The sequence below is a fragment of the Pseudomonas sp. EA_65y_Pfl2_P78 genome (assembly GCF_963970495.1).
GTDB lineage: Bacteria > Pseudomonadota > Gammaproteobacteria > Pseudomonadales > Pseudomonadaceae > Aquipseudomonas > Aquipseudomonas baetica_A.
The window spans coordinates 1-20061 of sequence record NZ_CAXAON010000013.1; the positions used below are offsets into that span (position 1 = coordinate 1).

The window sequence follows — 20061 nt, forward strand, 5'->3', positions numbered from 1 at the left end:
GGTCAGGCAACTCCAGCGGCAAGGAAAAGGAGTTCTTTGACCGAACAGTGTTTACCTACGATGCGTCGCAGGATCGATATCAATGTCCCGCCGGAAAATGGCTGACACTCAAGCAAACCAGTAAGGGCTATCGTATCTACCAGGCGGCGATCAGCGACTGCACCGCTTGTCCGCTGAAAGCGCAATGTACTGAGGCCCGGCGCCGATATGTCTCACGCCATGCTCACGAAGAGGCGTTCGAACGCATGGAGCGGCGAATGCAGGCACACCCCGAAATGATGGTCAGCCGAAGATCCATTGTGGAGCATCCCTTCGGCAACCTAAAACAGTGGTTGTTTGGCAACGCTCGCTTCTTGCTGCGACAGCTCGAGGGGGCGAGAGCCGAAATGGCCTTGGCGGTGAACGCCTATAACCTGAAAAGAGCGATTAACGTGCTCGGCGCACGTCAGTTGATGGCGTTGATGGGCTGAAACGCCCTTTTTTGTCTGCCGTCCGCACAAAAGCAAACGCCCCGAACAAGTCGGGGCGTTTGCTTGAAACCACCATCAGTGTGTTTTCACACAGTCTGGAATGGCGCCCTTGTCGTTTATTGCAATTCTCTCTATGTAGACATTTGCTGCTGTAAGCGCCATCCGATGACATCGAGCAAATCGCAGCCGTCGCGTAAGGACGTCACCAGCACCTTTGCCAACTCGCTGTAAACCCCTTCCTCGTGCGCGAGGTTTTCCAGCAGTTGGGTCGCGGTACGAATACGGTGCGCAGCGGTTTCGTGCAATACGTCCAGCGGTGCTTCGGTGTCGATCAGCAGCGATGCGATTTTGCAGTCGATGCCGGTGATGGGCAGGTATCGATCCATGACAAAAAACCTCCATTTGGCGAAAAAAACGGTGACTTAGTAGTTGTAGGGGGCTTTCAAGCAAAACCCTGCGGCGGGTCAAGGTTATCCAGCGCCCGATTCACCGCTAACTCGCAAAGCACAGCGAATTGCTGAATGGCCAGAGCAATGTTGCGCTGTGATCGCTGCAGCTCGCCCGCAAGATCGGTGGCCATAACGTTCAGCGAAGCGAGATTCTCACAGGCGTGGCAGAGGATGGATTCGTTATCCACGTTCGGAAGGATGGTGAACATATGGCTGACTTGAGTTGGGTTGCGCAAGCGTTTACTGAAAAGGGCTTCGGTGGTTGCGGATAGCTTAGGGGTATCGATGGTGCCGCCTTTGTTGTTTGGAGACCGCGGACGATCGGGATTGTTTTTTTTCATTTTGAAATCTCCCTGAAGGCTCAAGAAATGCGGCATCCCTTCCGGCCTTTCGTAGTTAATTGGTAACGATGAGGTACTGCCTACGTAGTAAGTTATAACCAGAAACTTCGTTATTATTAACCAAATAATTGAACATTTATGTAATTAAATGATTCATTAGAAATTACTGTAAGTATCATCTGGTTTTATTGTGGGATTTGTCCTATGGCTGCCTGAAGATATTCAACATTGACTTAAACGCGTCGTTGTAGATGTACAATCCGGTTTTGGTGTGACTGCTTTGCGTTCTTTCGAAGGGTGGCTTTTTTAAACTGCTACACCCGGCTAGTGTATTAGAAACTATTCAGTGATTGGCAGATATAAATGCATAAGAAAGAGAAGGCAGAAAAACTAAAGCGGAATATTAAGTACCTCATAGAGAGTCGCGGTGAGACGCGTATTTCACTGTGCAACTCTAGCGGACTGACCAGAACGACCATCTACAATATCCTCGAGGGTCGAGTTGTTAACGTACAGCAGTCTACGATTCGCAAAATATCGGATTTCTTCGGTGTGTCGTACAAGGAGATTGAAACAGTCAATTTTGAAGAGAGAGAAATCATCGAATCTACTGTTTCCCTTCATGGAAACATGAATCCGGCCGCGGTTCCTGTTATCAGAGAAAGCGATCTTTTGCAAAATCTGGACAAACGGATTGGAGAGTTAGCCGTGTCTCATCCGTTGACCTACTACTTCGGAACGGTCAGTAATCTTATAGGTGTACTTTTGGAGAACGAAATTAGCGGGGCTAACGAGGTTGGCGATCTTTTGATCGTCAGAAAGGGGGCGTCGACTAGTCGCGGAGAAAAGCTCGTTTATAACAAGCTTACGGGAAGGTTATCCATCGTCGCCAACTCAGATGTCGAGTCTAATGAGATAGGGGTCGTTGGGGATTTGGTGGAGGAGAGGCTTAATGTCGGGAAATATTGAGATTGATAACGAAAAATATAAATTGCTGGCATTTGAATCTGATAAAAAACTTGCGGTAATTATGGTGATCTCAACGGGAAAACTGATAAAGATTAAGTTGGCGGAGTTGGTGAAAAGCGATGTGATAGATGACCTTAGTAGGAGGGAAGTAAAAAGTATATATAGGAAGTATTATTCCATGGGGGCGGCGCTGACTGCCTATGATATGGCTGATCGTCACGAAAAATCTTGGATGGTCTATGTTGCACTAAATCTTTTGCTCTTGGTGTTATATGTGTTTTCCAATATTGGCGCGACAAAGTTAATATATTTAGAGGATCTGGATGTCGTTTTAACACCTGGGGTGTTTCTTTATCCTTTAACATTTCTAGTCGTTGATATGCTTAATGAATTGTATGGATTCAAGCTGGCAAGAAGAGCGATTTTTTTCGGGTTTTTAAGCAATGCACTGATTATCTTGTTGTTAAGTGCAGCAGAAATGATGCCCGGCTTACCGGGCTGGAAGCTTGACGGCCCATACAGTGAGGTAGTATCGCATGTGTCTTCGGTTTTATTGGCTTCATCTGTGTCGTTTCTTTTTTCTGAGTATGTGAATTCATACCTATTATGTAAAATTAAGCAGTTAACGAACTCGAAGTATCTTTTCTTGCGGGTTTTTCTAAGTACTTTCTTTGCGGTTTTAATTGATAGTGTTCTTTTTTGTTTTATAGCTTTTTCTGGTGCTTTGGGAAAAGCAGAGATAATGTCAATAGTGGTGGTGCAGATAACCGTAAAGATGTTTTTTGCGTTTTTTAATATTCTTCCCGCATACGGTGCAAGATCGCTCTTCAAGAAATTCGTCGTGCAAAGTCAGATCGCATGACTACAGAGCGGGCGAGCGGGTCGACCCCTTCTCGCCCTCAATTCGTTTTTGAGATTAGTTCAATCTCAATCTGTATCTCATGCTGTTCGTAAGTTTTTTCTTGTTTTTCATGAACTCTTCAAGTCCTTTCGAGCGAAGACTACAGGCATCACACTCTCCACAGCCATTGCCTTTTATCCCGTTATAACAAGACAGCGTCCGTTCGCGAATCAATTCCAATTGGTCATGGTAATCGGCTAGTGCCCAAGTCTCGGATTTAGTCAGCCACATTAGTGGCGTTTCAAGTTGTAACTCATACTCCATGCCTAACTTGATAGCTGTATTCAATGCCCTCACAAAATCATCACGACAATCGGGGTAACCAGAAAAATCCGTTTCGCAGACACCCGTAATTACAGTCTGCGCCTGAACCTGATAGGCATAAATCGAGGCCAAAGTCAGGAACAGTATGTTTCTTCCTGGCACGAAAGTATTGGGCAATTCGCTACCGGATTTGTTAGCGGTCGGAACTGGAATGTTGTCGCGTGTCAGGCTGCTGACAGTTAGTTCATTAAGCAGTTTTACGTCTAACACGCTATGGGCGGTAACGCCCAATTCCTGCGCAAGTTGCCGCGCGGCGTCGATTTCAGCACGGTGACGCTGTCCGTAATCAAACGTAATACAGTGAATTTCGTCGTACTTCGGCAAGGCATGGATCAAACAGGTTGTTGAGTCCTGGCCGCCGCTGAAAACGATAACCGCTTTTTTACGCATTTTTTCGTCCTTGGGGTGTGCCGCTTGATCGCGGCGGCATCAACCTTACAGAGTAGAAAATGTACTGCGTGTCAGACGCTTCCGAAATGACACGCTGAGCTTTCCTTATGTGTATTTTTTTGTGAAATAGATGAACAGAGGGTGCTGAATGGCGCCCTCTGTGGCGAGGGGGATAACCCCACTCACTACATGACCTTATTCAATCAATCCACGTGCGCGAGGTCACCACGCAACGCCACGCTGGAAACCAGCATCCCCGCGCGGCACTGGAATTTTTCGGTGTCTTTGTACAGGTCGCGCTGGTCGACGCTGGCGATGTTGATCACGGCGTTGGCGTCAGCTTTTTTCGCGGCGTTCTGCAGGGTCGCCAGCGCCGATTGCAGGGCCCAGAAGCAGGCGTCTTCGTCGGACTTGTTCGAGCCGTTGGTCTTGCGGCTGCTGCTCACGGTGTCGAGTTTGCGCACTTGCTTGGGCAGGGTTTCGCCAGCCAGGTAGAACTTCACGCTGCCGTCCAGCAGGCCGGCGTCGGTGGCGCGTTTGACGCCTTCGCGAAAGCTCAGGTAGGTCGGTTCGTCGGCGCCTTGCTTGACGATGCCCAGGTCGTTGACGAACTCGATGTCCGGGTTGATCGACAGCTCCTTGAGTACGTTGTCGCGCAGGCGGTTGACCCAACGGTTGTAGTTGCCGTGGATCTTGCCGTCCTTGGCATCGAGGCCGTAGCTGCTGCGGTAGTCGATTTCGAACGAAGTCGGGCTGAACGGGATGTCGACTTCGGCGTGGTGGCGACCGCGTACGGTGATCGCGGCCTTGATCATGCCCGGGCGTACCGATTGCACGACCCACTGGCGGTCGTTGAGCGCGGTAACGATGGCGCGGCTCATCTGTTGCTGGGTGAAGCCTAAGTTGGGCGAGAACTCTTCCTTGGCGTTGTAAACCGGTTTGCTGGTGCAACCGCCGAGCACAAAAGCCAGTGCCAACAGAGCGGCGATGCGGTGAAACTGAGTCATTCCCTTCACTCCAAACGTGTTGCGGTCAGTGCCAGCGGCGGAAAATCAACGAGGTGTTGACGCCACCAAAAGCGAAATTGTTGTTCATCACGTAGTCGTGATGCATCGGGCGGAATTCACCGCGCAGGTAATCGAGTTTGCCGCAGTGCGGATCGACCTCGTCGAGGTTGAACGTGTGCACGTACAGATCGCGATTCATCATCTCGATGCTGAACCACGACTCCAGCGCGCCGCAGGCGCCGAGGGTGTGGCCGAGGAAACTCTTCTGCGAGCTGATCGGCATGCGTTCACCGAACAAACTGCTGGTCGCCAGTGTTTCGGCAATGTCGCCCTGTTCTGTAGCGGTGCCGTGGCCATTTACATAACCGATGGCCTGCGGCGTAAGGCCGGCGTCTTCCAGCGCCAATTCCATGGCACGGCGCATGGTGGTTTGTTCCGGGCGTGTGGTGTGCTGGCCGTCGGCGTTGCTGCCGAAACCGACGATTTCGGCATGGATATGCGCGCCGCGAGCGAGGGCGTGTTCCAGCTCTTCGAGCACCAGCATGCCGCCGCCTTCGCCGATCACCAGACCGTCGCGGCCCTTGTCGTAGGGGCGAGGGCTGGTTTGTGGCGCATCGTTTTTCAGGCTGGTGGCGTAGAGCGCGTCGAAGACCATGGCTTCGGTCGGGCAGAGTTCTTCGGCACCGCCGGCGAGCATCAACGGCAAGCGGCCGAACTTGATCGCCTCGTAGGCATAACCGATGCCCTGACTGCCGCTGGTGCAGGCGCTGGATGTCGGGATCAAACGACCGGTCAGGCCAAAGAAGATGCTGATATTCGCCGCTGTGGTGTGCGGCATCATGCGCACGTAGGAGTTGGCGTTGAGGCCCTCGGCCACCGAGTTGAGGAGCATGTTGCCGAACGCCTTGATCTCGTCGGTGCTGCCGGTGGACGAGCCGCATGCCACGCCCATGCGCCCGTCCCTGATCGATGCGTCGCCGAGCAAACCGGCATCGGCGAGGGCTTGTTCCGCTGCACCGACAGCCAGACGCGACACCCGGCCCATGCTGCGCAGTTGTTTGCGGGTCCAGTGCACCGGGACGACAAAATCATCGATAGGCCCGGCCAGACGCGTGTTGAGTTCGCTGAAGCGATCCCACTCGTCCATCCGCCGAATACCGCTGCGGTTGGCCGCGAAGTTGCCCGAGATGGTTTCCCAGTCGCTGCCCAGCGAGGTGATGCCGGCCATGCCGGTGACGACAACGCGCTTCATCAGCACAAGCCTCCGTTGACCGCCAGGACCTGGCGGGTGATGTACGAGGCTTCCGCCGACATCAGGAAATTCACCGCACCGGCCACCTCTTCAGGGGTGCCCATGCGTTGCGCGGGGATCATTTTCATCAGTTCTTCCACCGGCACGTTTTCGTCGAGCATCGCCGTGTCGATCAGGCCCGGCGCGACGCAGTTAACGGTGATTTTGCGCTTGCCCAGTTCAATCGCCAACGCTTTCGCCGCACCGATCACGCCAGCCTTGGAGGCGCTGTAGTTGACCTGGCCACGGTTGCCGATCAATCCCGACACCGAAGTGATGCAAACAATGCGACCAGCGGCGCGGCGGCGGATCATCGGCATCATCACCGGGTGCAGGACGTTATAGAAACCGTCGAGGTTGGTGCGCAGTACCACGTCCCAATCGTCGTCGCTCAGCGCGGGGAAAGCGCCGTCGCGGGTCAGGCCGGCGTTGAGCACGACGCCGTAATAGGCACCGTGGGTTTCGACGTCGGCTTCAAGAATGCTTTTGCAGGCTTCGCGATCGGCTACATCGAATTGCAGGATGCGCGCGTGGCGGCCCAGCGCTTCGATTTCAGCCTGTACCGCTTGCGCCTCGGCAACGCCGCTGCGGCAATGAAGGACGATGTCGTGCCCGGCTTGCGCCAGGCGCAACGCAATGGCGCGGCCGATGCCACGGCTGGAGCCGGTGACCAGTACGGATTCAGTCATCGTTCGACGCCTTTTTCTGTTCAAGATAATCAGCCGCCGCAGGTGGGCGGAATACATTCAGCCGGGCGCTGGCGTGGATGCCGTCAGCGTTGATATGGCATTCGAACACGCCCATGCCGTTGTCGTCTTCCAGCGAGCGGATGCCGTGAACGGTCAACTCGCTGCCAGCGGCGAACGCGGCGACGTTGCACTCGAACTTGCGCGTGCCGAGCAGGAAGCCCAGTTCCACCGGATTGCCTTTCAATCGTGCATGGCAACCGGCGAAGGCAGCGACGCTTTGCGCCATCAGTTCGATGCCCACCCACGCGGGCAGGCTACCGTCGGGCAGGCTGAACAGGCTGTCAGGTTTGACCGTGAGCCGGGTGTAAATCTGCTCTTCATCGAAGCTGATGATTTGGTCGATCAGGATCATGTCGCCGGCGTGCGGCAGTAATTCGGCGAGCGGCCAGTCGGTCATGGGGCGTCTCCGATAATCAGGCTGACGTTGTTGCCCCCGAAGGCAAACGAGTTGCTCATCAGGTAGCGCGGTGCAATGGACGTCAGGCGTGCGTTCGCAGTCACCCATTTGAGCGGCGGCAGCGCGGGATCGGCCTGGCCATCCCAGACGTGCGGTGGTAGTGCGTGTTCGTGATTGTCGGCACTCAGGCTCAGCCAGCAGAAAGCGGCTTCCAGCGCACCGGCCGCACCAAGGGTGTGACCGGTCATCGGTTTGGTCGATGAGCAGGCCACGCCGTCGGGAAACAGCGTGGCGACGGCCAGGCTTTCCATGGCGTCGTTGTGTTGGGTCGCGGTGCCGTGCAGGTTCAGATAGTTGATCTGCGCTGCCTGCAGATGGGCACGACTCAAGGCTTTGTGCATCGCTTGCAGTGCACCGCGGCCGCTCGGTTCCGGGGCGGAAATGTGATGCGCGTCAGAGCTGGCACCCGCCCCGAGCAAGGCGATGGCCGGGCCGTCGCCCCGTTGCTTGCTCATGACGAACAGCACCGCTGCTTCACCGATGTTGATGCCGTTGCGGTTGGCCGAGAACGGATTGCAGCGCTCGTCGGACATGGCTTCCAGCGACGAGAAACCGTTGAGGGTCAGTTTGCACAGGCTGTCGACACCGCCGCACAGCACCGCGTCGCACAGGCCCAGATCAAGCAGGCGCTGTGCGCTCATCAAGGCGCGGGCGCTGGAGGTGCAGGCGGTCGAAATCACATAAGCCGGGCCGCTCAATTGCAGCCAGTCGGCGAGGAAGTTGGCCGGGGCGCCGAGTTCCTGTTGCCGATAGTCATACTCGACCGGGAACTGCTGCTCGCGAATGAAGTGCGCCAGGCCACGACTGGCCTCGTCGATGCCCGAGGTGCTGGTGCCGAGCACCACGCCGATGCGCTCGCGGCCAAAGGTCTGGATCGCCTGATCGATGTCTTCGCGGATCTGCAGCGCGGCTTCCAGCAACAGTTGATTGTTGCGGCTGCTCTGGTCATGAAGCGCTGCGGGAATCGGCGCCAGTTCACCGTGTACCGCCGCTACCGGCAACACACGCTCGGGCACCCAGCCGGATTCACTGCACATGCCCGAGCAATCGCCGGCAAACAGCTTGCGGGCCACTTCTTGCTTGTCGCGACCCAGGGCGCAGATCACGCCGAGGGCATTCAGGTAGGCAGTCATGGCGTCGGTTCACCGAGTGGAGACACGCGATAGTGCGGGCCTTGAGGCAGGTTCACATCGAAGCTCAACGGTTGTGAATAACGAATGTTCCAGCGCGGCGCCAGGGAACGTTGCCCGTCGTGCTGCAGCGCGGCGGGGTAATTGCGTAGCAGTTCGCCGGACGGGGTCAGGGCAAACAACAGCGCGGCGAACAGCTCCCGGGCCTGCGGGTTGGGCGGCAGCAGACCATCGGGCTGCCAATGACCGTCGATCAATTGCTGGCGCGCCTGAGGAATGCCCAGCGGGTCCATCATCGACCAGCGAATGCCGGGGCCCTCGCGCTGGATCACCAAGAGCCAGTCCTGACGCTGATCGCCCTGGAGTTGCTCGATGTGCAATTGCAGGGGCAGTGGCAAAGCAGGGTTGCCCGCCGGCAGTGGCGCCTGGCTGGCGCAACCACTCAACAGGGCCGTTACCAACAATACCAGCCACACCATAACCCCTGTGGGAGCGGGCTTGCTCGCGAAGGCGTCGGCACATCCGGCATCAATGCAAGCTGATCCACCGCTTTCGCGAGCAAGCCCGCTCCCACAGGTCAGGTGTTGCATCAGCACGCCCCTGCTAATGGTTTTCGGGCGACAACGTTCACCAACGTTTCCTCCCGCTGGCCAAACGGCTTGGGCTTGCGCAATCCAAACCGTTCCAGCAAGCCAAAATCTTTCGAGCGGCTCCACCACAAATACGGGTACGAAACATTGCGCTCGCCAAACTCGAAACCTTGTTCACGAATCATCTGCAGATACTGCGCTGCACTCTTCTGCACATGCATCGGATGGCGGAACAGCCAACGAATCACCCACGTATCAATGTAGGCCTCGGTTGACTCGGCGAACAGCAGATAGCCACCCGGTTTGAGCACGCGATAGAACTCGGCCAGGGCTTTTTCCTGTTCGACCAGGTGATGGAACGTCTGGTGACAGAACAGCAGATCAACGCTGGCATCCGGCACGTTGAGGGTTGCGCAATCACTGCCGATCAACTCGACGTCCAAACCCTGCCGCGCCGCTTCTTCACCGCTCAATTGAAGGCTGTGCGGATCGGCATCGATACCGATCAAACGTTGCGGGGCGAAGGTCTGGCTCAGGTGGCGGAACGACTTGCCCTGGCCGCAGCCGGCGTCCAGCAGCACCGGGTTCGCGGGCAGCGTTTCGCTGAACAGGCTGCGTAGATCGTTGATCGCTACACGTAACACATGGTGCTGCCAGGTGTGGCTGCGCAGGAACCAGAAACCGAAGCGGGTTTCTTCGACATAGTTGTCGCTCAGGTAACTCATGGGGCGTCCTTTGCACAAAGTTCGGAAATCATCTTCAACCGGCGGCGCGCTTCGCTGACGAACGGGTTGCGCTCATCCCAGGCGTAGCCGGCGAGGATCGAGCAGATCATCCGGCGAATCTCCGCCTGACTGTCTTCATAGAAAATCACGTCCTGAAAGGTGCCGGCGTACCAGCCCTCGACGTAGCAGCGGAAGGTGTCGACGCCGCGTTTGAGCGGCTCGGCGAACTCGCGCTGCCAATCGACGGTTTCGCCTTGCAACTGACGGTGCAGCACGGCGGCGGCCATGCTCGCCGAACGCATGGCGATGGTCACGCCCGAGGAGAACACCGGGTCGAGAAATTCCGCGGCGTTGCCGAGCAGAGCGAAGCCCGGGCCATGCAGGGTTTTCACATTCGCCGCATAACCACCGAGGGTTCGCGCCGGGGTGTCCCACACCGCGTTGTTCAGCACACGGGCGAGGCTTGGCGTTTCGGCGATGAAACCGCGCAGGCAGGCATCGAGATCTGCATCGCGACCGGCGAAATGTTCTGCGGCGGCGACCACGCCCACCGAGCAACGGCCGTGGCTGAACGGGATCGTCCAGAACCAGATATCGCGATGTTGCGGGTGGGTGGTGACGAGAATTTTTTCGCGGTCGAAGGCCGGGTGGTCGATGTGGTCTTCGACGTGGGTGAACACCGCTTGGCGCACCGGGAAATTCGACGGCGCTTCGAGATCGAGCAAACGTGACAGCACGCGCCCGTAACCACTGGCATCGAGCACGAAATCCGCCTCGAGGCGGTACTCACTGCCGTCTTCGCGGCGCACCTCGAGCTGCGGTTTCGCCCGGTCGAAATCGACGCCGACGATGGCATCGCCATAGCGGATTTCAGCACCTTGCAGCGCCGCTTGGTCGGCCAGCAGTTTGTCGAAATCGGCGCGTTGCACCTGGAACGTCGTCGGTTTGCCGTCGGTGAAGGTGTCACTGAAATCGAACGCGCTGTAGCGCTCGCCCCAGGCAAACGCCGCGCCGGTCTTGCGCTGGAAGCCAGCGGCGTTGACGGCGTCGAGCATGCCAGCCTCTTCGACGAAATCCAGGCAATGACTGAGCAGGCTTTCACCGATTGAAAAGCGTGGGAAGTGCTGGCGCTCGATCACCAGCACATCGTGGCCCTTGCGCTTGAGCAGCGCGGCGGCGATGGCGCCGGAGGGGCCAGCGCCGATAATGACGACCTGGCGACGCTGCGTTTCAATGATGGGCATGTGAACTCTCGGGCGCGATGGCGGTGGTATTCAGGGGCGTGTGGACATGACGCCCGGCCCAAGGGGCAAGAATGAAGCTGAAGGCCAGTCCGAGGCTCACTGACAGACCGAAGTTGCTCACCGCCGGTGTACTCGACACCGCCAGCAGACCGAACGACAGCCACGTCGTCACGGCGGCCAGCAACGTGCCGAGCAGGCTGACCGCCGCGCCGCCAACCTGCTCACGCATGAGGATCGCGTAATCGACGCTGATGGCCGTGACCAGCAACAAGCCGAACAGACTGAACAGGGTCAGCGGCTGGCCGAGCCAGCCAAGGCTGGCCAGGCTGCACAGCGCCGCGAGCAATGGCAGGGCCACGATGCGCAATGCGCCGCCTAAACCGAACGGCACGATCAGCACCAGCACGATCAACACGCAGGAGGCGAGTTTCAGTTCGGCGGCGCTGATCTGGGTCGCGGCGAAAACATCATTGAGCTTGCCGAGACGATCCACCAGGACAACGCCCGGCAGGTCTTGCGTCTGCACCCGCAACAGCGCCGGGTTGTTCAGGCCTTGCAGGCTGGTCATTGCCGCAACGCCGTGCTCGGTCGGACCGAGCCACAGCGTGCGATAGGGTTCGCCAAGCGGGCCGGCCAGCGCGGCGTCGATGTCCTTGGCGGGTAGATTTTGTAGCTGTTGCAGCTCGTTTTGCAGCGCGGCGAGGGGCACGCCGAGGTCGAGCAGTGGTTGCCAGTGCTGCGCCAGTTGGCTCAACGCATCACGCACTGTCTGCTGCTGACCTGGCGGGCTGACCAGTTGATCGAGCGCCAGATACCCTTGCAGCTTGTCGAGGTTGACCAGTTGTTGCAGGCGCCCGCTCAGTGCGGCCTGACGTTCGAGCAATTGCTGCTGATTGGCGGCGCGAATCAGGAAGAACTGGCTGGTCGGTTGATAGCCGGTGATGCGTGCAATGGTCTGTGCTTCATCGGTCAGGCGTTGTGGCGTGCCGACCCATTGGCGGATGTCGTTTTTGCTTTGCAGTTGCACCAGGCCGCCGATGCAGAAGGCGATCAGCAGTGCCAACAGTACCGGTGTGCAGATGTGTTCAAGCAGTCGTTCTCGCAGATTCACCAGACGCTCGGCCAGATGCAGTGGCCATTGTGCCGGGCGCAGTTCGACATTGCGCAACAGCGCCGGCAGCAGGCACACCGCCGAGAGGTAGGCACCGAGCAACCCGGCGGCGGAGAACACGGCAATTTGCGTCAGCGCCGGGAAGGGCGTCCACGCCAGTGCCAGATAACCGATGACGCTGGTGATCAGGCTCAATGTCAGCCCAGGCAGGGTCAGACGCAAGGCCGGCCAACTGCGCCAGGGCTTGAAACTCCAGCTCTTGGACAGGTAGTGCAGCGGGTAATCCACCGCCACGCCAATCAGGCTGGAGCCCAATACCAGGGTCATCACATGCATATGGCCGAACAGCGCCACACACGTCACCGCACCAAACAACATGCCGACCAGCACCGGCATAAATGCCAGCAACACCTGCCATCGGCGGAAGGCGAGCAATAGCAGCAACAGAATACCGAGGGTGGCACCGCCGCCGACCCAGGTCATCTCGCGAGTGGCTTGCTGTTGACCATTGGCCGCGTACAGCAGACCGCTGGCGGCCAGCAGTTGCACACCTGATTCAGCCGCTTGCTCGCGGCTGTTTTGCAGCAGGGCGGCGACTTGCAGCGGCAGGTTCATGTCGAAGGCGTTGCCGGTGGTGCGCGCGCGCAGCATGACCCAGTTCTTGCCGTCGGCATCAGCGACCAATGCACCACTGCCGATGTCCAGTTGCACTGCGCCGTGCTTGGGCTGGCTGTTCTGGATGCGCCCGGTCAGGCCCAGCCAGTCATCCTGACTGGGGACCAGACTGAAGCCGGTAAAGGGGTCGTACAGCGCCTGCACCCGTTGCTGGATGAAGGCGTCGGGATGTTCACTCAGCAATTGCCGATCATCCGCCGAGAGCATCGCCAGCCGACCGTCCAGCAGTTGTTTGCGCAGGGCCGGCAGGTCTGCTTGCAGGTTCCACTGCACGGTTTCAAACAGTCCGCTGGCTTGCCACTGCTCGCCCAGGGTCTGGGCCATGGCCAACGCCTTCTGACGATCAGTGTGGCCGACCAGCACCAGCATTTCGCGGTTGAGCGGTTCCTGCATGCGTTGTTCGGCGCGCAATTGGAGGGCGTCCGGGTTTGTGCCCGGCACCAGTTCCATCAGGTTGGCCGACAACGGCGCACCGTCGCGCCACTGCCAACCGGCCAGTGCGATCACCGCCAGCAGCAGGATCAGAAACAGCCACGGCAGCTTGCGTTCACTCGGCAAAGTCATGTTGCTCCGCGTCGCTCAGCGGTTGGTCGGCGGTGCTGTCCTGCATGCGCAGTACAGTGCTGTCGCCCTGGGTTTCCAGCAGTTCGATGGTTTGCACCAGTGCGCCGCCGTTGATGTTGATCTGGTTGAACACTTGCTTGAGCAATAACGAGCGCGGGGTCAGGGTCAGTGTCCACTTCTGCGCATCGCCGCTCAGGGCCAGTTCGAAATCCCGTTGCAGACCACTGCTATCACCTTGCAATACAGCGAGGAACAAACGGTTCTGTTCGGCCCCGGCGCTTTTGTTCGGCAGCCATTGCCAGCCACTGGCGTCACGCCGGGCAATGCCTTTGGCGCTGATGCGGTAGTCCTGCTGCAGCGGGGTCTTCAGTCGCCAGAGCAGGCCAAGGTTTTTGGCGAGGACGAAACGGCCCTTGCTGACCAGCGGCTGAGGCAGGGCGCGCAGGTGTTTTTCCTGAATGAACTGGCCGTGGATTACGTCCGGTTTGGCCAGTTGTTCGCTGAGCTGTTGCAGGTCGAAGGCGTTGGCCAACGTCGACACGGCCAGCAGCGCCAGCGCGCCGAGACTTCCAAGAAACAGGTTCATCGCAGCATCCTTTCCACGGCATCGGTGAAGACTTTCGGCGAGGCCAGTTGCATCTCGCGACTGCAGACCTCGACCGCGACCTGCACCGAGCTGGCGCGGGTCAGGCGTTCGCCGGTTTGCAGATCGGTGATCAGGTAGTTGATCTTCAGACGGTTTTCCCACTCGACCAGGCTGGCGCGCACGTTCAGCTTCTGGCCGAACACCGCGCCACGCACATAGCGCAGTTGCAGGTCGATGATCGGCCAGGCGTAACCGGACTCGACCATGTGTGTGTAGTTGTGGCCGATCTTGTCCAGCAGCGCGCAACGCGCCACTTCGAGGTATTTGACGTAATGGCCGTGCCAGACCACGTGCAGGGTATCGACGTCAAAGAACGGTACGAGGATTTCCGTATCGGCGTGAAGCACTCCGGCACTACGCATGCAACCTCCAGTGTTGCGCGGCGATGCGTTGCAGGCACAGGCGCAGTTCGCCTTCCAGTGCACGGTCTTCGATGACCGGCGGGAAGTCATGGGCAAGTTCCTCGTGCATCGCGGCCAGTGCGGGTGGCAGTGGCCGAGCGTCTGCGGCCTGACCTCGCAGCCACACGCCTTGGTTCGCGGCCAGCAGCGTGGCGGCGGCAACCTGTTCGGTCAGTTCCAGCACGCGGATCGCGTCGCGGGCAGCGATGGTGCCCATGCTCACCTTGTCCTGGTTGTGGCACTCGGTGGAGCGTGAGAAGACGCTGGCCGGCATGGTGTTTTTCAACGCTTCGGCGGTCCAGGCGCTGGTGCCGATCTGCACAGCCTTGAAGCCATGGTTGAGCATCGCCCGATCAGCCGGAGCGCCGGACAGGTTGCTCGGCAAACCGTGGTTGTAACGCTCGTCCACCAGCAACGCCAGTTGACGGTCGAGCAGGTCGGCCACGTTGGCCACGAGGTTTTTCAGGCTGTCCATGGCGAACGCAATGTGCCCGCCGTAGAAGTGCCCACCGTGCAAGACACGTTCGGCTTCGGCGTCGATGATCGGGTTGTCGTTGGCGCTGTTGAGTTCGGTCTCGATGAACGAACGCAGCCAGTTCAGGCTGTCGGCCAGTACGCCGAGCACGTGCGGGGCGCAGCGCAGCGAATAGCGATCCTGCAAGCGATGCAGCGGCGCAGTCGGCGCGTCGATGGCCAGATCCTTGCGCAGCCACGCGGCGACCTGCATTTGCCCCGGATGCGGCTTGGCGGCGAACAGGCGTTCGTCGAAGTGTTCCGGATTGCCTTGCAGCGCCACCACGTTGAGCGCGGTGATGCGCGTGGCCAGTTGCAGCAGATAGTCGGCGCGGGCGTAGGCCAGGCAGGCGAGGCCTGTCATCACAGCGGTGCCGTTCATCAATGCCAGCGCTTCTTTGGGGCGCAACACCAGCGGCGTCCAGCCGAGTTCGCGATGCACATCGGCAGCCTGACGGCGCTCGCCACGAAACATCACTTCGCGCTCGCCGGACAGCGTTGCCGCGACGTAGGACAGCGGCGTCAGGTCGCCGCTGGCGCCGACGGAACCCTCTTCGGGGATCAGCGGCAGGATGTCGTATTCGAGGAAGGCGTGCAGACGCTCGAGCAGTTCAATCCGCACCCCGGAAACACCGTGGCACAGCGACTGCAAACGCGCCGCCAGCACGGCGCGGGTGGCCTGGGCGTCGAGCAGTTTGCCGAGGCCGCAACCGTGGAAGGTGTAGAGATGACGCGGCAACGCTTCGACGTGATGCAGCGGCACCGCGACCACGCAGGAATCGCCGTAACCGGTGGTTACGCCGTAGATCACGCCTTCCTTGTCCAGCAGCGAATCGAGGAACCGTGCGCCTTTGGCGATGCGTTCACGGTAAACCGCGTCGCTCTGCAACTGCACGGGCGCCTGACGGTTGGCCAGGGCCAGCACGTCTTCGATGCGCAAAGGGCGTTCGCCGAAGGTTACCGGCTCATGGGTTGGCGTCGTCATCGGTCTTCCAGAAAGGGTAAAAGTTGAACCATTGTTGCGGCGCTTCGAGGCAATAGTGACTCAGGCGCTGCGCATAGCGGGTCGCCCACTGATGAATGACCTGCTCGCGCTCGCTGCGCTTCCACACTACGGCGTCGGCGAACGGTTCGAGGGTCAGGCGGTAGTGGCCGTCGGGTTGTTTGAGGCACATCAGCAGGTTGACCGGGCATTTGAGCAGACCGGCCAGCAGCCATGGCCCTTGCGGGAACGGCGCCGGGTGGCCAAGGAAATCGACGGTCACGCTGCGCCCGCCATGCAGCGGCACGCGGTCGCCGGCAATCGCCAGCCACTCGCCACGCTCCAGGCGTTCGTGCAGTTGCAGCATGATCACCGGGTCGAGTTCGCTGACCTGAATCAGGCGCAGATTGGTCGCCCCGGCCTCGCCGAGCAAACGGTTGAACTGCTCGGCGTGCTTGGTGTGTACCAGCACATTCATGGTGACTTTTTCGCCGATCTCCGCCAGTGCGCGGCACACTTCGAGATTGCCCAGGTGCGCGCCGACCAGCAGTTGCCCGCGACTGCCGCGCAACTGATTGCGCAGCAGCGCCGGGTCGATGATTTCGATCTGCTCGATTTTGAGTTTGCCGTTCCACACGTCGAGCTTGTCGAGCATCGAATCGGCGAAGGCCATGAACTGGCCGAACACCCGCCAATGGTTCGGCTGCAGGTCTTCGCGTTGGCTCCAGTCGGCCAGGCGTTGCTGGTATTGCCAGGCACTGCGCCGCGCGACTCGCCCAAACAGGAAAAAGTACAGGACGATGCCGTACAGCAATGGGCTCAGCAGCCGACGTCCAAGGACTTTGGCGGCGAGCGCGGTGAATTTCATCAACAGGAAACTGCCGCGTTCCTCGCGGTCGGCCCAGTGTTTTTTGTCGGTCTCGGTATTCATGCGCGCCACCGCCGCCAGAGGATCAGCGGAAAGCGCAGCAACATGCCGAAGAACAACCGGGTGTGCATGCTGGAAATCAGTGCGTTGTCGTGGAACAGACGGAAGTGCGAGACGCCATCCAACGGGTAATGCACGCTGGTTTGCAGCCAGCGCATCGGCTGATTGCGCCACGACAGGCGCACCAGAATGTCCGAGTCGAAATCCATGCGTTTGCCGACTTTCGCCGAGTTGATCAACGCCAGCGTCGAGGCCAGCGGGTACACCCGAAAACCGCACATCGAATCGCGGATCTGCAGCGACAGCGTGTTGATCCACACCATCACGTGGGTCAGGTAGCGGGCATACAAACGGCCCTTGGGCACGCTTTCATCGAACAGCGGATAACCGCAGATCATCGCGTGTGGATGCGCTCGGGATTCTTCGACGAAACGAGCGACGTCGTGCAAGTCATGCTGGCCGTCGGCATCGACCTGCAGTGCATGGCTGAAACCCAGTCTTGCGGCTTCGCGCAGGCCGGTCATCACCGCGCCGCCCTTGCCCTGATTGGCGGTCAGGCGCACCAGAAAAACGTTGTCGCGTTCGGCCAGCCCCTCAAGTACGCGCGCGCAGGATTGCGTGCTGGCGTCGTCCACCAGAATGCACGGCAGGCCTTGGGCGAGCAGGGCGTCGACCACGGTGGTGATCGCGGTTTCGTGGTTGTAGACCGGGATCACAGCGCAAGGGTTATGCATGAGCGGTCTCCAGCAAGATCCGGCCGCTGGAGCAGGTGGCGGTGTCGTTGCGATAGGCGAAATACAGCTTGTTGCGTTCGGGATCGAAGCGCAGGTGCAGTTGAATTTCATCGCCAGGGCGCACCAGTTGCTGAAACTTCAACACTTCCATGCCGGCAAACGTACCGCGCAGGTTCAGCCGTTGGCGGCCGAGGTTCAGCGCCCATTCCACTTGCACCACGCCCGGCAACACCGGGGCTTTGGGGAAGTGGCCGCTGAAATAGGCCAGGTCCGGTGGAACACTGAGTTGCAGGCTCCATTCACCGTCGGTTTCAAGCTGATCCAGCACATCGGGGGCTTTCGGCCGGGGCGCCAGCAGTAGCGCTTCGACATCGGCCTGCGGCAGCTTGCCTTGGCTGTTCAGCGGTAATTGACGCAGCAGACGCCAGCGACGCGGCAGCGCGAGGGCTTCGCAATGCTCGCTGAGGTGCTTGCGCAGGGCTTCGGTGAGGCTGCGGCGGCCATGTTCACGCAGGGCAAACAGGCCCGACTCGCTGAGCACCAGCAAGGCGCCCAACGACGCACGGTTTTCCTGCACCACACCCAGACGCGCTTCCGCGACCCAATCATGGGCGATCAGGGCGTGCTCGAGCATTGGCAGCGAGATGCGTTTTTCTTCCAGTTTGACGATCCGGTCCAGTCGCCCGAGCAGTTCGAAACGACCATCGGCGCCGATGCGCGCAGCGTCGGCGGTGTGTTCGACATGCCCGGCGGGCAGATAGGGTGAGGCAATCAGCAGTGCGCCGTCGTTGTCCTGAGTCAGTTCGACGTCGGCGAAGGGTTGCCACAGCGTTGCGCCCTGACGCCAGGCGATGCCACCGGTTTCGGAGCTGCCGAGGATTTCCGTCGGCCACTGTTGCAGGCGTTGATGCAGGCTCTGTGCGGCTTCTGCCGGCAGCGCGCCACCGGAGGAAAATACCCGGCGCACTGCGCTCAGGGCCGGCCAGTCGAGGTTGTCACCCATGCGCTTGAGCAGCGCCGGGCTGGCGACCCAGGCAAAGGTCGAGTGCTCGCGGCTGGCGCGTTGCAAATCTTCGGAGAAGGCCAGTTGCTTGCGCACGAACGTTCGACCGGCGCACAGCGGCCAGAGCACACGGAACAGCAAACCGTAGATGTGCTGAGTCGCGACACTGCCGATGATGCAGGCTTCACCGAGATCCGCCCCCCAGAGCTGCTCCAGCGCGTGGACTTCATTGGCCAGTTGGCGCAGGGATTTGTCGATGCGCTTGGGCTCGCCGCTGGAACCGGAAGTACACAGGCTCAAGCGGCACTCATCCAGATCCAGTTCCGCGCCGGGCAATGGCGGCTGATCGAAGTCCCCTAAATGGCTGTCACCGCTTTGATCGGTCAGCCACAGGTCGACTTCATCTGACCAGCGCTGACGGGTCTGCGCTTGCAGATCCGAGGGCAGCAACACTTGGACACCTGCGCGCCAGGCGCCTAACAGGGCGATGGCCAGATCGGCGGCGTCTTCCAGATGCACGGCCAAGCGCCGTACACCCTGAGCTTGCAGGCCGGCGGCAACGCGTAGCGCTTGCTCGCGCAGTTGCGCGTGATCGAGTGCAGGTGCGTGGCTGATCGCCCGCGTCGGCAGCGCCTTGAGCAATAACTGCTCAAGTTTTATCCAGTTCATGTACGGCCTCTTACCCGTTGTCGTATCAGCCATTCAATGGCAAACATCAGGCCGATCAATCCGTAGGAAATCAGGCCGGTGTACAACATCCACCAATTCAGCGGCGCCCACAGGGTGAGGAGGGCGGCGCACAAACCGTTGCAGAAGAAAAAGATGCTCCACGCTACGGTGACCTTGCGGGTGTAGCGAATCGCGTTGGCGGGCAACTGCGGCTCACGCAGCCGCGCCAGCCGTTCGACCATCGGTGGGCCGAATTTCAGGCTCAGGCTGAACAGCACCAGCATGAAACCGCTGATCAGCACGGGGTACCAGCGCAGCAGCATTGGGCTATCGAACACCGCCAGCAGCAGGCAGAACACGATGGCCACGCTGGCCATCCACAGGCTGCCTGGCTTGCGCTCGCCGGTCAGTGCCCGCGCCAGCCACAGGCTGCCCAGCAGCAGTCCGAACTGCCACGGGGCGAAGTGCTCCATGCCGAAATACACCGCAAAGGGGTACAGCAGGCCGGCCAGTAACAGGCCGAGGCCGATCAATCGGCTCATGCGGCCGGTTGAACCAGACGGTAGACCGCCTCGACCACGTCACCCACGGTACGCACCGATTTGAACTCTTCAGCGGCGATTTTCTTGCCGGTCTGGCGTTTGATGTGATCGATCAGATCGACCGCATCGATGCTGTCGATTTCCAGATCCTGATACAGGTTGGAGTCCAGGCTCACACGGGCCGGGTCCAGTTCGAACAGCTCGACCAGGGCATCGCGCAGGGTGTTGAAAATGTCATCACGAGTTTGCATGGTCC

Annotated in this window: 23 protein-coding genes; 3 read left to right on the forward strand and 20 right to left on the reverse strand. The window is 59.3% G+C overall.

Going from position 1 to position 20061, the window contains the following annotated elements; genetic code table 11:
• A partial coding sequence (locus AACY02_RS12685) for a transposase (RefSeq protein WP_339432219.1) occupies positions 1-470 on the forward strand: 470 nt, incomplete at its 5' end.
• A 131-nt stretch (positions 471-601) separates the two neighbouring features.
• Here the strand turns inward: AACY02_RS12685 and AACY02_RS12690 are convergent.
• Positions 602-856 (reverse strand): hypothetical protein, encoded by a 255-nt coding sequence (locus AACY02_RS12690; RefSeq protein ID WP_339432220.1) that lies wholly within the window; start codon positions 854-856, stop codon positions 602-604.
• Positions 857-912: 56 nt separating this feature from the next.
• On the reverse strand, positions 913-1260 hold the full coding sequence (locus AACY02_RS12695) for a DUF6124 family protein (protein WP_339432221.1): 348 nt from the start codon (positions 1258-1260) through the stop codon (positions 913-915).
• A gap of 363 nt (positions 1261-1623) precedes the next feature.
• Between AACY02_RS12695 and AACY02_RS12700 the strand changes: the two genes are divergently transcribed.
• Together AACY02_RS12700 and AACY02_RS12705 are read left to right on the forward strand one after the other, a co-directional pair.
• Positions 1624-2229: a helix-turn-helix transcriptional regulator gene (locus AACY02_RS12700; RefSeq protein WP_339432222.1), complete on the forward strand. Its 606-nt coding sequence runs from the start codon at positions 1624-1626 to the stop codon at positions 2227-2229.
• A complete protein-coding gene (locus tag AACY02_RS12705) occupies positions 2213-3091 on the forward strand; it encodes a queuosine precursor transporter (RefSeq protein ID WP_339432223.1) in 879 nt (292 codons plus the stop codon). The genes AACY02_RS12700 and AACY02_RS12705 overlap by 17 nt, the downstream gene beginning before the upstream one ends.
• 54 nt (positions 3092-3145) lie before the next feature.
• Here AACY02_RS12705 and queC read toward each other — a convergent pair whose 3' ends face one another.
• From queC to AACY02_RS12795, 18 genes are all read right to left on the reverse strand, one after another.
• Positions 3146-3844, reverse strand: coding sequence for a 7-cyano-7-deazaguanine synthase QueC (gene queC / locus AACY02_RS12710; protein ID WP_339432224.1), 699 nt, complete (start codon positions 3842-3844; stop codon positions 3146-3148).
• A gap of 203 nt (positions 3845-4047) precedes the next feature.
• Complete coding sequence (locus AACY02_RS12715) at positions 4048-4851, reverse strand: hypothetical protein (protein WP_339432225.1); 804 nt, start codon at positions 4849-4851, stop codon at positions 4048-4050.
• Positions 4852-4876: 25 nt separating this feature from the next.
• Positions 4877-6103, reverse strand: coding sequence for a beta-ketoacyl-ACP synthase (locus tag AACY02_RS12720; RefSeq protein ID WP_339432226.1), 1227 nt, complete (start codon positions 6101-6103; stop codon positions 4877-4879).
• Positions 6103-6831 carry a 3-oxoacyl-ACP reductase FabG gene (gene fabG / locus AACY02_RS12725; RefSeq protein WP_221731292.1) on the reverse strand — a complete coding sequence of 243 codons (729 nt, stop codon included), beginning with the start codon at positions 6829-6831 and terminating at the stop codon, positions 6103-6105. The genes AACY02_RS12720 and fabG overlap by 1 nt, the downstream gene beginning before the upstream one ends.
• The gene (locus AACY02_RS12730; RefSeq protein ID WP_339432227.1) at positions 6824-7288 is read right to left on the reverse strand and encodes a hotdog family protein; all 465 of its coding nucleotides are present in this window, start codon (positions 7286-7288) and stop codon (positions 6824-6826) included. The genes fabG and AACY02_RS12730 overlap by 8 nt, the downstream gene beginning before the upstream one ends.
• Complete coding sequence (locus AACY02_RS12735; RefSeq protein ID WP_339432228.1) at positions 7285-8481, reverse strand: beta-ketoacyl-[acyl-carrier-protein] synthase family protein; 1197 nt, start codon at positions 8479-8481, stop codon at positions 7285-7287. The genes AACY02_RS12730 and AACY02_RS12735 overlap by 4 nt, the downstream gene beginning before the upstream one ends.
• Positions 8478-9068 carry a hypothetical protein gene (locus AACY02_RS12740; RefSeq protein WP_339432229.1) on the reverse strand — a complete coding sequence of 197 codons (591 nt, stop codon included), beginning with the start codon at positions 9066-9068 and terminating at the stop codon, positions 8478-8480. Before AACY02_RS12740 ends, AACY02_RS12735 begins: the two co-directional genes overlap by 4 nt.
• A complete protein-coding gene (locus tag AACY02_RS12745) occupies positions 9068-9793 on the reverse strand; it encodes a class I SAM-dependent methyltransferase (RefSeq protein ID WP_339432230.1) in 726 nt (241 codons plus the stop codon). Before AACY02_RS12745 ends, AACY02_RS12740 begins: the two co-directional genes overlap by 1 nt.
• A complete protein-coding gene (locus tag AACY02_RS12750; RefSeq protein WP_339432231.1) occupies positions 9790-11037 on the reverse strand; it encodes an NAD(P)/FAD-dependent oxidoreductase in 1248 nt (415 codons plus the stop codon). The genes AACY02_RS12745 and AACY02_RS12750 overlap by 4 nt, the downstream gene beginning before the upstream one ends.
• The gene (locus AACY02_RS12755) at positions 11024-13387 is read right to left on the reverse strand and encodes an MMPL family transporter (protein WP_339432232.1); all 2364 of its coding nucleotides are present in this window, start codon (positions 13385-13387) and stop codon (positions 11024-11026) included. Before AACY02_RS12755 ends, AACY02_RS12750 begins: the two co-directional genes overlap by 14 nt.
• Positions 13371-13973 carry an outer membrane lipoprotein carrier protein LolA gene (locus AACY02_RS12760; protein ID WP_339432233.1) on the reverse strand — a complete coding sequence of 201 codons (603 nt, stop codon included), beginning with the start codon at positions 13971-13973 and terminating at the stop codon, positions 13371-13373. The genes AACY02_RS12755 and AACY02_RS12760 overlap by 17 nt, the downstream gene beginning before the upstream one ends.
• Positions 13970-14395, reverse strand: coding sequence for an acyl-CoA thioesterase (locus AACY02_RS12765; RefSeq protein ID WP_339432234.1), 426 nt, complete (start codon positions 14393-14395; stop codon positions 13970-13972). The genes AACY02_RS12760 and AACY02_RS12765 overlap by 4 nt, the downstream gene beginning before the upstream one ends.
• A complete protein-coding gene (locus tag AACY02_RS12770; protein WP_339432235.1) occupies positions 14388-15932 on the reverse strand; it encodes an HAL/PAL/TAL family ammonia-lyase in 1545 nt (514 codons plus the stop codon). Before AACY02_RS12770 ends, AACY02_RS12765 begins: the two co-directional genes overlap by 8 nt.
• Positions 15913-16860 carry an LpxL/LpxP family acyltransferase gene (locus tag AACY02_RS12775; protein ID WP_339432236.1) on the reverse strand — a complete coding sequence of 316 codons (948 nt, stop codon included), beginning with the start codon at positions 16858-16860 and terminating at the stop codon, positions 15913-15915. Before AACY02_RS12775 ends, AACY02_RS12770 begins: the two co-directional genes overlap by 20 nt.
• A complete protein-coding gene (locus AACY02_RS12780; RefSeq protein ID WP_339432237.1) occupies positions 16857-17591 on the reverse strand; it encodes a glycosyltransferase family 2 protein in 735 nt (244 codons plus the stop codon). The genes AACY02_RS12775 and AACY02_RS12780 overlap by 4 nt, the downstream gene beginning before the upstream one ends.
• On the reverse strand, positions 17584-19263 hold the full coding sequence (locus tag AACY02_RS12785; protein WP_339432238.1) for an AMP-binding protein: 1680 nt from the start codon (positions 19261-19263) through the stop codon (positions 17584-17586). Before AACY02_RS12785 ends, AACY02_RS12780 begins: the two co-directional genes overlap by 8 nt.
• Positions 19260-19805, reverse strand: coding sequence for a hypothetical protein (locus AACY02_RS12790; protein WP_339432239.1), 546 nt, complete (start codon positions 19803-19805; stop codon positions 19260-19262). Before AACY02_RS12790 ends, AACY02_RS12785 begins: the two co-directional genes overlap by 4 nt.
• On the reverse strand, positions 19802-20056 hold the full coding sequence (locus tag AACY02_RS12795) for an acyl carrier protein (RefSeq protein ID WP_064388843.1): 255 nt from the start codon (positions 20054-20056) through the stop codon (positions 19802-19804). Before AACY02_RS12795 ends, AACY02_RS12790 begins: the two co-directional genes overlap by 4 nt.
• Positions 20057-20061: the final 5 nt, after the last annotated feature.